This is a genomic window from Microcoleus sp. PH2017_05_CCC_O_A, assembly GCF_020738785.1.
Lineage (GTDB): Bacteria > Cyanobacteriota > Cyanobacteriia > Cyanobacteriales > Microcoleaceae > Microcoleus.
In genome coordinates this window covers 123,884-135,900 of the sequence record NZ_JAEQCB010000006.1, presented here as the reverse complement: position 1 = coordinate 135,900, position 12,017 = coordinate 123,884, and the positions used below count along the sequence as shown (strand labels likewise).

The 12,017-nt window shown below is 47.1% G+C and carries 10 protein-coding genes; 4 read left to right on the top strand and 6 right to left on the bottom strand.

All coding sequences use genetic code 11. The features are described from left to right. The first annotated feature begins 61 nt into the window (after nt 1-61). Complete coding sequence (folD, locus tag JGK20_RS02335) at nt 62-937, top strand: bifunctional methylenetetrahydrofolate dehydrogenase/methenyltetrahydrofolate cyclohydrolase FolD (protein ID WP_293176518.1); 876 nt, start codon at nt 62-64, stop codon at nt 935-937. A 303-nt stretch (nt 938-1,240) separates the two neighbouring features. Here the strand turns inward: folD and JGK20_RS02330 are convergent, their stop codons facing one another. Both JGK20_RS02330 and JGK20_RS02325 read right to left on the bottom strand, forming a co-directional pair. Further along, nucleotides 1,241-2,071, bottom strand: coding sequence for a class I SAM-dependent methyltransferase (locus tag JGK20_RS02330; protein WP_293176546.1), 831 nt, complete (start codon nt 2,069-2,071; stop codon nt 1,241-1,243). 23 nt (nt 2,072-2,094) lie between these two features. After that, the gene (locus JGK20_RS02325) at nt 2,095-2,583 is read right to left on the bottom strand and encodes a GNAT family N-acetyltransferase (RefSeq protein WP_293229186.1); all 489 of its coding nucleotides are present in this window, start codon (nt 2,581-2,583) and stop codon (nt 2,095-2,097) included. A 111-nt stretch (nt 2,584-2,694) separates the two neighbouring features. Between JGK20_RS02325 and JGK20_RS02320 the strand changes: the two genes are divergently transcribed. Further along, the gene (locus JGK20_RS02320) at nt 2,695-3,582 is read left to right on the top strand and encodes a LysR family transcriptional regulator (protein WP_293229183.1); all 888 of its coding nucleotides are present in this window, start codon (nt 2,695-2,697) and stop codon (nt 3,580-3,582) included. Nucleotides 3,583-3,672: 90 nt separating this feature from the next. Here JGK20_RS02320 and JGK20_RS02315 read toward each other — a convergent pair whose 3' ends face one another. The 3 genes from JGK20_RS02315 to JGK20_RS02305 form a co-directional block, all read right to left on the bottom strand. Continuing rightward, on the bottom strand, nt 3,673-5,079 hold the full coding sequence (locus JGK20_RS02315) for a family 2B encapsulin nanocompartment shell protein (protein ID WP_293229180.1): 1,407 nt from the start codon (nt 5,077-5,079) through the stop codon (nt 3,673-3,675). Between the two features lie 402 nt (nt 5,080-5,481). Next, nucleotides 5,482-6,891 (bottom strand): family 2B encapsulin nanocompartment shell protein, encoded by a 1,410-nt coding sequence (locus JGK20_RS02310; protein WP_293229177.1) that lies wholly within the window; start codon nt 6,889-6,891, stop codon nt 5,482-5,484. A gap of 156 nt (nt 6,892-7,047) precedes the next feature. Further along, complete coding sequence (locus tag JGK20_RS02305; protein ID WP_293229174.1) at nt 7,048-9,315, bottom strand: family 2 encapsulin nanocompartment cargo protein terpene cyclase; 2,268 nt, start codon at nt 9,313-9,315, stop codon at nt 7,048-7,050. Between the two features lie 452 nt (nt 9,316-9,767). Between JGK20_RS02305 and crtE the strand changes: the two genes are divergently transcribed. Next, nucleotides 9,768-10,697 (top strand): geranylgeranyl diphosphate synthase CrtE, encoded by a 930-nt coding sequence (crtE, locus tag JGK20_RS02300; RefSeq protein ID WP_293176548.1) that lies wholly within the window; start codon nt 9,768-9,770, stop codon nt 10,695-10,697. Nucleotides 10,698-10,711: 14 nt separating this feature from the next. Then, nucleotides 10,712-11,161 carry a divergent PAP2 family protein gene (locus JGK20_RS02295; protein ID WP_293229171.1) on the top strand — a complete coding sequence of 150 codons (450 nt, stop codon included), beginning with the start codon at nt 10,712-10,714 and terminating at the stop codon, nt 11,159-11,161. 198 nt (nt 11,162-11,359) lie between these two features. Here JGK20_RS02295 and JGK20_RS02290 read toward each other — a convergent pair whose 3' ends face one another. Then, nucleotides 11,360-11,863, bottom strand: coding sequence for a YbjN domain-containing protein (locus tag JGK20_RS02290; protein ID WP_293176532.1), 504 nt, complete (start codon nt 11,861-11,863; stop codon nt 11,360-11,362). Between the last annotated feature and the right edge of the window lie 154 nt (nt 11,864-12,017).

Genomic DNA, 12,017 nt, shown 5'->3' with positions numbered 1-12,017 from the left:
TAGTCCTTGACGGCAGTTAAGCTAAAATTTAAACTCGTCAGCCCCTAACCTAGAGTCTACAATGGATGCCAAAACTGCTCAAATACTAGATGGCAAAGCTTTAGCGACAAAGATTCAAAGCGAACTGAGCGAAAAAGTCCGCGCCCTACAACCCCAGATTGGGCGTCCTCCGGGACTTGCGGTGCTGATGGTGGGCGACAACCCAGCCAGCGCGGCTTACGTGCGTAACAAAGAGCGAGCCTGCGCTAAAGTTGGCATAGCTTCCTTTGGCCAGCATTATCCAGCAAACGTGACTCAAGCGGAACTCGAACTTGCAATTCATGCACTCAACGAGGACGATCGAGTAGACGGCATTTTAGTACAACTTCCGCTACCAGAAAACCTAGACGCAATTTCGCTGCTGTACCAAATTGCACCTGACAAAGATGCTGACGGACTTCACCCGGTAAATTTAGGTAGCTTGGTACGGGGTGAGCAAGGTTTGCGGAGTTGTACTCCCGCCGGAGTGATGCGGTTATTGCAGGAATACCAGATTGATTTGAAAGGAAAAAATGCTGTTGTTTTGGGCCGCAGTATTTTGGTGGGTAAACCGATGGCGCTGATGCTGTTAGAAGCCGATTGCACTGTTACTGTAGCTCATTCGCGATCGCAAAACCTAGAATCAATTACCAGCCAAGCCGATATTTTAATTGCCGCCGTCGGCCGCACCGAAATGATTGCAGCTAATATGGTAAAACCGGGAGCAGTAGTAATTGATGTTGGCATTAACCGCGTCGTCAATCCAGATGGTACTAGCCGTTTGGCCGGAGATGTAGATTTTAATGCTGTGAAAACAGTAGCCGGAGCGATTACGCCGGTGCCGGGAGGAATCGGGCCGATGACTGTTGCTATGTTGTTGGAAAATACAGTTTCTAGTTATACGAAAAAGATGGTTTGACGAGCGCGCGAATCATAGCAGAAATGTGCAGTTTTGCCTTGACATGAGATTGCTGTATCCGCTCTTTTGATTGCAGAAGCAGGAGCGGATACAGGAATAAAATCAGAAAATGCTTTCGGTACATCTAACTTGTGAAGAGGGCGAAGCATGACCGCATATAAGTTATTCGTTATAATCTCATATTGACGGAGGTCATGCTTCGCCCCTACAAAAATATTTTCCAAACCCAGATGTACCCAAATGCTTTTTACAAAAATGAGCGGTTCCTACTGAGATAATTCCGGCTAATTTGGGTAATGCCGACTATTTCTTGACAGCAACAACGCGAATTCGGCGATAATCTGCACTCCAATTACCATCGCGGTAAAGAGCGGGCCGCAAACGTTCTTCAACTTGTTTAATTGCGCGCGATCGCACGAACGGCGACAAACCCGACAAAAACCCGCCTGCAAACATCTCGATCCAATTTACCATACCAGCGCTGCCGCCTTCTAGGGGAGTCGGGCGATCGAACAAAACCGCATAACTCACATCAAAACCGTGGTTTTCCAGCAGCAGAGCATACTCGCCGATACTCGGAAAATACCAAGGATTAAGCGATTGGGGCTCCTCGCAGCCAATTTCCGACAAAACATTCAAAAGCGCGCGGGCGATCGCCCCCACATTCCCCTTACCGCCAAACTCAGCCACAAAACGCCCTCCCGGCTTCAGCGCTTTTTCCACGCAAGCGATCGCAGCATCCGGTTGTTTTATCCAGTGCAAAACCGCATTAGAAAACACAGCATCTAACGGCTCTTCCACTTGAAAATTCCTCGCATCCGCCGCCACAAAGTTAATGTGAGGATAATTTGATTTAGCAGTGGAAATCATCGCCAAAGAAGAATCAATACCTTGCACAAAAGCACCACTTTCAGCAATCTTTGCAGTTAACTGTCCCGTACCGCAGCCCAAATCCAGAATTCCTTCTCCCGCCTGCGGAGCCAGTAATTCTAAGAGCGATTCGCCGTATTGCCAAACAAAAGCGTGTTGCTGTTCGTAGAGATCCGTATTCCAAGAATCTTGTGTCATCATAACTACTCTAAACCTTTCTTCTCTCTCTGTGTTCTCTGTGTTCTCTGCGGTTAATAAAAAAATCCTCCTTCACAAAAGCGAGCGAATCATTTGCTAGCGAGTTCCGCGATCGCATTTTCATCAATCCTGCAAACCCTAATATTTTCCAAAATCCGCGCTCCCTGCTTCTCATAAAAAGCAACTCCCGCTGAATTTTTAGCATTAACAGTCCATTCAATTCGCCCGCAATTTGTGGATTCAGCAATTTGTGCCAAATGTTTCAACAAAGCTGTACCCACTCCCATACCGCGCATGGGAGCTTGCACAAATAAATCATCAAGCCACAGACAAGGCTGGGTCAACAAACTTGAATAGGTAGCATAAAACATCGCAAATCCTACAGCAGTGCCTGCAACTTCCGCCAACAATACCCGCACTAGCGGAGACTGACAAAATAACGCTCGTTGCAATTTCTCGGCTGTTGCTGCCAACAGATTTCTAGCTCCGTCGAACTCGCTTTTGTGCGCGATAAAAGTCAGAATTAATTCTAAGTCTGCAAGTTCTGCTTCTCTGATTTTAATATCCAAATTAACCATTGTTTAATTCTCAATCTCACCTATTAATTACTGTATTAAATGCCATCATCAATGTCCAATATCTTTTTAGCTAATAACTTATACTTTTAAAATATTAATGATTGGGAAGCTATGGAACTGCGACATTTGCGTTACTTTATTGCCGTTGCAGAGGAACTGAATTTCACTCGCGCAGCGGAAAGACTGCACATGGCTCAACCTCCGCTAAGTCAACAAATTCAGCATTTGGAGGCAGAGTTGGGCTTTCAACTTTTTCGTCGCACCAAGCGGACAGTTGTGCTAACGGAAGCCGGACAGGTTTTTTTTGAGGAAGCACAGAAAATTCTGCTACAAGTCGATCGCGCTATTCAACTTGGCAAACAAACCAGCCGCGGGGAACTCGGTCAACTCACTGTAGGCTTTGTGAGTTCCGCCGCGCACAATGTAGTTCCAGCCATCTTGCAGGCGTTTCGCACTCGGTGTCCCGCCGTCAAGCTCGAACTGCACGAACTCACAACTAACGAACAATTGCAGCGACTGCGGTTCGGGCGCATTGATATCGGCTTCGTGCGCCCTCCAATCGAGGAAGATGGCATAAATTCCGAAATCGTTTTTCGAGAACCTCTGATCGTGGCGCTGCCAGAAACGCATTATTTAGCCGATCGCGCTGTTGTAGAATTGCGCGAACTTTCTGCCGAACCTTTCATACTATTTCCCCGTTCCCTAGCTCCAGGATTGTACGATCCGATCGTCAGTCTGTGTCTGCAAGCAGGTTTTAGCCCGATCGCCGGTCAAGAAGCGATTCAAATGCAGACAATTATCAGCTTGGTAGCCGCCGAGATGGGGGTGGCGATCGTCCCCGCATCGATGCAAAACTTCCAGCGCACTGGGGTTGTTTACAAACATTTACAAGAACCAAGTCCGATCGTCTCAATTGCTCTAATTTGGCGCGACAATCCCACGCCAGCGGTGCAGCGGTTTTTGCAGACAGCCAGAGACTTATCAAGTCTTCAATATTAGGGATTAGAGTCGTACCGATCGATCGGCCACCGTAAAAGTCGGCGCGATCGACCTCGATCGCCGATCGATTAGTCCCAACCGGAATCCCTCCTAACGCCCGATTTCAACATCTTCAAGGATACCAAGTGCGTCAGGTACTAGCACGGCTGCGGAGTAATATGCAGTAACAAGGTAGGACATAATGGCCTTTTCACTAATACCCATAAATCTAACAGATAGGCCTGGTTGATATTCGTCGGGTATTCCTGTTTGCTGTAAACCGATCACGCCCTGATCTTCTTCACCAGTACGCATCACAAGAATAGAACTGGTTTGGTTTTTGGTGATGGGTATCTTATTGCAAGGAAGAAGAGGTACACCGCGCCACGCAATAACTTTACTTCCGTCCATGTCGATGTTTTGTGGATAGATACCGAGGCGGTTACACTGCCGGCCGAAGGCTGCAATAGTGCGAGGATGAGCTAGGAAGAACTTCGACTTTCTGCGGCGAGTAAGCAATTCATCTAAGTCATCAGGAGTAGGCGCACCAGTGCGGGGGTGAAGACGCTGTTTAAGATCGGCATTGTGCAGTAAACCAAATTCACGGTTATTGATCAATTCATATTCTTGACGTTCCCGTAATGCCTCAATCGTCAGACGTAATTGTTGTTCCATCTGGTTCATTGGTTCATTATACAAATCAGCGACGCGAGTATTGATCCTTAACACAGTTTGGGCAATACTTAACTCATATTCGCGGGGAGAAAGTTCGTAGTCAACGAAAGTCCCTGGTAATTGAGTTTCTCCAGTATGTCCTGAAGATAAAGCAATGGTGGCTTCACCCTGCTTATTCTGTGGTAATTGTGCGCGAGTTACGGCTCGATCGATCTGAGTCTGCAAAGCCGCCGACTGGTTCAGAATTTCCCTAAACGCTTGTTGTGGTAAGCTTAATACTGTGCATCGAGTCACAGCTTTAACCGTAAACTTCCAATTGCTTTGAGACGCTACTAAAACCTCATCGCCAAAATGATCCCCATCAGCTAACGCGCCCAATAAAGGTTCTTCTTCATATTTGGGAAGACCAAATTTATTAACTTTACCATGAGCGATCAGGAAAAGCCGATCGACTGGTTGACCTGACTGTACGATGATGTCATCGGGTGCAAACTCCTGTTGCACAAATCGACTGGCCAAAGCCGTCAACACTTCAACATCATCAAACCCTCGCAGCAAGGGCAATTCACAAAGTTCTTGGGGAATTACCTGCACAGTCGCGCCTGTATTGGTGAAAGTAATTCTCCCATCACCCACGGTATAGGTTAAACGACGGTTTACCCGATAATTACCACCTTTGATCTGCACCCATGGCAACATCTTCAACAACCACCGCGAGGTAATTTCCTGCATTTGCGGTGCAGATTTGGTTGTCGTCGCCAAATTACGGGCTGCGGCTGTACCTAAACTCAGTTGAGGTTGCTGACCTTCAACTTCCAAACTCGAATCATTAGAATATGTCATTACCTCATCCTTTACTTACTAACAAAAATACCCGCTCTAATAGGTGAGAGGTTAAGGCAATTGTTTTGTCAATAATTACTAGACATCTCCCATAATTATTGTGGAACAGGCATCTTGCCTGTTCCAGACAAGCTTTTTGAGAGAAGTCTACTGGATTTAACGCTTAAAATAGAGCGTAATTACCGATCGACAAAAATCATTTGCCTTAACCTCTCAGCACCAATAGACCTCTTAGACCTCTCCAAAAAAGCAAGTTTTGAACAGGCAGGATGCCTGTTCCACAATAATTATTGGAAAAGCAAGTTTTGAACAGGCAGGATGCCTGTTCCACAATAATTATTGGAAAAGCAAGTTTTGAACAGGCAGGATGCCTGTTCCACAATAAATCTGGTCGAGGTCTAATTAACGACCGACTTCTACATCTTCGAGAATGCCGAGGGCGTCAGGTACTAGGACGGCTGCGGAGTAGTAAGCTGTGACGAGATAAGACATAATTGCCTTTTCGCTGATGCCCATGAAGCGGACAGACAAGCTAGGTTGATATTCGTCAGGGATACCAGTTTGATGTAAACCGATAACGCCTTGTTTTTCAAGACCAGTGCGGAGTAAGAGGATAGAACTGGTGCGGGTATTTGTGATGGGGATCTTGTTGCAGGGAAAGATCGGTACACCACGCCAAGCCGGTACTTGGTGGCCGCCCATGTCAATGCTTTGTGGATAGATGCCTATGCGGTTACACTCGCGAGCAAAGGCTGCGATCGTGCGGGGATGAGCCAGGAAGAAGCCAGGGTCTTTCCATACCGTAGCCAGCAATTCGTCCATGTCGTCCGGCGTAGGTGCGCCAGTGCTACTGTAGATGCGTTGTTTGAGGTCAGCGTTATGCAGCAACCCAAATTCTGGGTTGTTGATCATTTCGTGTTCTTGACGTTCCCGTAATGCCTCAACAGTCAGACGCAATTGTTGCTCGGTCTGATTCATTGGTTCATTGTACAGATCGGCTACCCTGGTACTGATCCGCAACACGGTTTGGGCAATGCTCAAATCATATTGGCGGGGTGAGAGATCGTAATCAACGAAAGTACCAGGCAACTCAGTCTCGCCGCGATGTCCCGCAGATACATTAATAGCAGCTTCACCTTCAGTAGTTTGTGGCTGGCTGAGGATGGCGCGGAACTGATCGACCTGAGTTTGTAAAGCTTCGGACTGGTTAAGGATTTGCTCAAACGCCTGTTGAGGTAATGCTAATACGATACATCTGGTAAGAGCTTTGAGGGTATACTGCCAGGTGTCTTGAGATTCTACTAGAGATTCATCACCGAAACGATCGCCATCAGCGAGTACATCTAAAACAACCTGTTCGTCATACTTGCCAAGACCAATCTTGTTAACTTTACCACGGGCGATCAATAATACTCGATCGGCTGCTTGACCTATTTCAACGATCGTGTCCCCGGCAGCGTACTCTTCCTGCACAAACTGGTTGGCCAACGCAGTTAAAACTTCTGTGTCCTCAAACCCTCTGAGCAATGGCAACTCAGTAAGTTCTTGGGGAATTACTTGTACAGTTGCGCCAGTGTTGGTGAAAGAGACTCTTCCATCACCTACGGTATAACTTAATCGACGGTTAACTCGATATACACCACCCTTTGTTTGCACCCACGGCAACAGTTTCAACAACCACCGCGAGGTAATTTCCTGCATCTGCGGTGCAGATTTGGTGGTCGTCGCCAAATTACGGGCTGCTGCTGTACTTAAACTCAACTGAGGCTGCTGATTCTCAACATCTGAACCCGAATCATTGGAATAGGTCATAAACTAATTCTTCACTTTCTAGTTACTCAAAAAACAACTTGGTTTTACTTCACCGAATGGGCGATCGAGAAAAACCTAAGTTAGCAAGACAGATTATCTTGTAAAAAGAGACAATCAAATCGTATCTTTGACAAAAAGATACAATTCGATTCAAATTTACCGATTATTGGCCAAAAAACTGCTTGCACCGACCAAAGATTTGATGTGTGCTGCCGAAGTGCCAAACCCTGTGGGCCCGTTGAGCAGTCGCACTATTGGCGAAGCACTATTACGCAATTCAAACTCTTTATAGCGGTCTACTTTCGTATGCCACTTGAGTACGCCACACATCCATTGTTCTAGTTTCTCGACATATGCAAGCAGTTTCTCGCGAGTGCTTTCATCCAGGTTGAAATCGTCAAAAAGGGCTGGCAGTTCGGTGGCGACAATGTGTTGAAACTGTTGCGCCCGCGCGGTCATCAGATTGTTCACAATCTCGACAGCCTGGATTATATCGCAGTTGAGGAAATTCTGCACAACCAGTACGATATTATGGATTTCCCCTTCAAATTCGATTTCTTTCTGGTAGGAGAAGATATCGTTAGTGAAACAGGCAAAGTCGGCCGCGGAATTTTCCAGCGATCGCATTGGCCGACTGTAGTAAATCTCCATTGGTATCTCGCCGCCCTGGGCTAGTCGAGACAAGCTCATTGTCAAATCCGAACCAAACGTCTTACGACGCATTTCAATATAATCGATCGGGTCTGGAATCCGATTTTGAGTTTGATTGGCAAGTTCCCACACCCAACTGTCAGTCATATCCTGGATCGCACGGCGGAACTCAGTCCGCGCATTAGCAGACATCGGGCCAGCAGTTCGAGACCAAATATCTGCCAAGCCACGTTCCACCGGATTAGTCGGCACCGCTGGGGGGGTGGAGTCGTCGAGAGGCATAAACGCCGACAGTCGGGCGTTGAACACTTTCGCGCCAGCCATGTCGCGGTTATTCCCGTAGAGTGCTGGGAAGTAATCATCGGCATAGGTTCCCCAAACCAGCCAGCAAGCTGTTAAATTTAGCTCATGCTCAGACCCATTCGGATGTATCCACGCACCGCATAGGGCTACATCAGCAACATCAAACTTGTGGTCATTCCAGATGAAAGCATCAGGAATGCCTGGTAGTGAGTCCAGCATCCCCATCCGGCGCGCCCATTCCTTAGAATGATTCCGCGCGGCATCCAGATTGGGATTCAAAGTAGTAGAGAAGGGCATATAAAAATTGGGCAATTTCACTGGCCCTACAGCCTGGTAGGGAACGTGAGTAAAGCTCTTGAACCTTCCTAAACCCAAGTTGGCGTATAACGACTCAAGCCGCGCCGCCGATGTGCCTAGTCCAGTAGGCCCACCCAGAATCGTTGGTGTCGCAGAATTATCCGCTTCCTGTTTGTTCATGTAGCGGCTCGATCGCATATGCCACTCGTGACCGCCCGACTGCCAGTCCTGAAGTCCTTTGATATAAAGGAGAACATGGGCACGCTCTACTGGATCTACTCCGTACTCCTCAAACAGGGAAGGTAACTCGGTGACAGCAGTATTATCAAACTGATATAACCGTGAGTTCAGCAGTTCATTAGTGAGGTTAGCCGCCTCTTGGGTACTCACATTGAGGAAGCGTTCTAAGACCAATACACAGTTCGAGTTCTCGCCTTCATCTTCTACTTCTCTTTGATAGGAGAATAGGTCGTTGCGTAGATGTACTCCATCGGCAAATGTTTCTTTCAAGACCCGCATTGGTCGAGTTGCGGCAATTTTGGCCGGAACTTCTACAAACGCGGCGTGTTCCACCAGATCCGCAGACCAGGGTGCGCCGCCAACTTTACGCCGCATCTCAATGTATTCGATGGGGTTGGCAATTCGATTTTGGTTGATATTGTCAAGTTCCCACATCGACTCATCCAAGAGGTTTTTGGTACTCTCAAAGAATCGTTGCCGCCATTCCACAGACTTAGTAAAGGCGGTGCGAGACCACAGGTTTGCCAAGCCCCGCTCTACTGGGTTGGTGGGAACGGGAGGGGTGTCGTTAGGGTAGATCGGCATAAATGCTGGCAGTCGATCGAGGTATTCCTTCGCCCCAACCATGTCTTGACTACGCTTGTAGATTTCCAGAAAGTGGTCGTCAAAAAAGAATACCCACACATACCAGTCGGTTACTAAGTCTAGTTCCGTTGCTGGTGCGTCTGGATGGGTATAGGAGCAAAGCAAGGCGTAGTCATGGGCATCGAATTTGCGTTCGTCCCAAATAGGCTGGCCTTGGGCTTCTTCTTTTGAGCCAAGTATCCCCATCTCGTAAGCCCATGCTTTGGAATGAACTCGCGCGGCTTCCAGATTAGGGTTCAGCCGCGCCGGCCAAGGCATATAAAATTCTGGCAATTTAAATGGTTGCATAATCGGCGTGTAACCTTCTGTTGAGTCTTATTGGTATTTTTGCCGACCAACGGCTGAGTTGTGGCGGTTGGCGATCGCTCTCGTCGGCCTAGCCAAGTCCAATATGTGGTTTGTGATTGTACAGTAGGCTAGTTCATATCCACGGTAGCGCTCGACTCAATAAAATTTAACAAAATAGTTTGGTGAAGCAGAGCGATCGATCGCACATCTCTTGACTGCTCAGAAAAGCAGATTCAGTCCCGAATCTGTTCCGGTGTCAACAACTTCATATCCCAACCCTCAAGCAAAACTAAATCCTTGACATCCACACTAATAAGTTTCTGTGCAACAACACCCGTAAAATGATTAAATTGAGTCTCAGATTTCGAGCGATCGCCCCCCTAAAAGTCGGCGCGATCGACCAAAACAACTCACAGTATCCTTTCGTCACATTCAGTACAAGAGAGCAAGGGATGGTATTTGCAGCAACAGAAATGGATTCGTCTCAACCGGAATCCGCTTTCGACTTATCTACTTACCTAGTCGAACAAAAAAAGGCGATCGAGGTAGCTCTCGACGGTGCGATCCAGGTCATCTACCCAGAGAAAATTTACGAAGCCATGCGCTACTCACTGCTAGCAGGGGGCAAACGGCTACGTCCGATCCTGTGTCTGGCTGGGTGCGAAATCGCCGGTGGCACTTCCCAAATGGCAATGCCCACAGCTTGCGCTTTGGAAATGATCCACACCATGTCGCTAATTCACGACGATTTGCCGGCAATGGACAATGATGACTATCGGCGCGGCAAACTGACTAACCACAAAGTCTACGGCGAAGACATCGCAATTTTGGCTGGCGATGGTTTGTTGAGCTATGCCTTTGAATTTATCGCCACTAAAACTGAGAACGTACCCCCCCTACAGGTGTTGCAGACGATCGCCCATTTGGCGCGCGCGTCCGGCGCTGCTGGACTCGTAGGCGGTCAGGTACTTGACCTGGAATCGGAAGGATTGAAAGATGTTTCTATAGAAACTTTGACCTACATTCACGCTCACAAAACCGGCGCGCTGTTAGAAGCCTGCGTGGTTTGTGGGGGAATTCTGGCTGGGGCTTCTGCTGCGGATTTGCAGCGGCTTTCGCGTTTTGCTAAAAATATTGGGCTGGCTTTCCAGATAATTGATGACATTCTGGATATTACTGCTACTCAAGAAGAATTGGGCAAAACCGCTGGCAAAGATGTTCAAGCCGGAAAGGTGACTTATCCGAGTTTGTGGGGAATTGAGGAGTCTCGGCGCCAAGCCAAAGAGCTTGTTGCTGATGCTAAGGCTCAATTGGCAGTGTTTGGAAGTAAAGCCCAGCCTTTATTGGGAATCGCCGATTTTATTACCAGCCGCAGTAACTAGAAATACTAAAGAATATGCAGGAAATTTGCAGCGGCATCTTACACAATCATGTACTGATAGTTGCTTTGATCGCTTGTCTGTCGGCTCAAATCATTAAATTGCCGATCGAATTAATCAAAAATCGTAAGTTTAATCTGCGGTATTTGGTAACAACGGGCGGAATGCCCAGCTCTCACTCATCTTTTGTGGGCGCTTTGGCTGCGGGAGTCGGACAAACGATGGGATGGGAAAGTCCAGAATTTGCGATCGCAGCCATCTTTGCAATTATTGTCATGTACGACGCTGCTGGAGTCCGCCAAGCAGCAGGGAAACAAGCTCAAATCCTCAACCAAATTATCGACGAGTTTTTTGAGGAAGACCACAACTTTAATGAGGCTCGCCTGAAAGAGTTGCTGGGACACACTCCTTTTCAAGTGTTCGTCGGTTTGGGGCTGGGAATCGCGATTTCTACAGTTGACAGTTGACAGTTGACAGTTGACAGTTGACAGTTGACAGTTGACAGTTGACAGTTGACAGTTGACAGTTGACAGTTGACAGTTGACAGTTGGTTCAAATTACCAATGACTAATGACCAATGACCAATGACCAATGACTAATGACTAATTACCAATGACTAATGACTAATGACTAATGACTAATGACTAATGACTAATGACTAATGACTAATTACCAAATTCTGCTTGCAGCAAGTCATCGTTGTCATCGGCGATGGTGGCTACAATAGTAATAGCGCGTGACATTTCCCCAGCAGAGATTTCGGCGATCGTCCGAGTTGATATTACGGCAACTTGGTTGTCAACGATCGCAAAATGAGATTCTAAAGTAGCCAGCCAATTCATTTCTAGCAGTTTCCGCATTAATTCAGCTTCATTCTTTGCCGGCAACTGAAGCACAAAAGCCCAAACAGTTAAAGTATCATTTTCGGTTTCGCCCGTGAGTTGCACGAACACTTCAACGCTCCCGTACTTGAATTTCCAAAGATGTCCGCCAGCTTCATTTTGACCGACCATCACTTTTTGGTCTACAGCCATGCTGGCAATCACAGTTTCAATTTCTTCGGCATAGCTCACTGCTGTGGCTTTTTCGACCTGCTCGGAGGCGATCGCGCTTTCGCTAGAGAGGCTTTCTGCGGAAGGTGTTTGTGGGTTTGGCTCGCTGTTAGTCATGATTAATATTTAAACGGAAAAGTGTTCCAATAATCTTTACCAATACAGTTTACTTCCTCTTCAGGACTTAGCAAAATAGGACTTATAGGATTTTGGATTTTAGGTTTTGGATTTTACATTAAAGAATTCGGTATGACTTAAATAATGAGTGGTT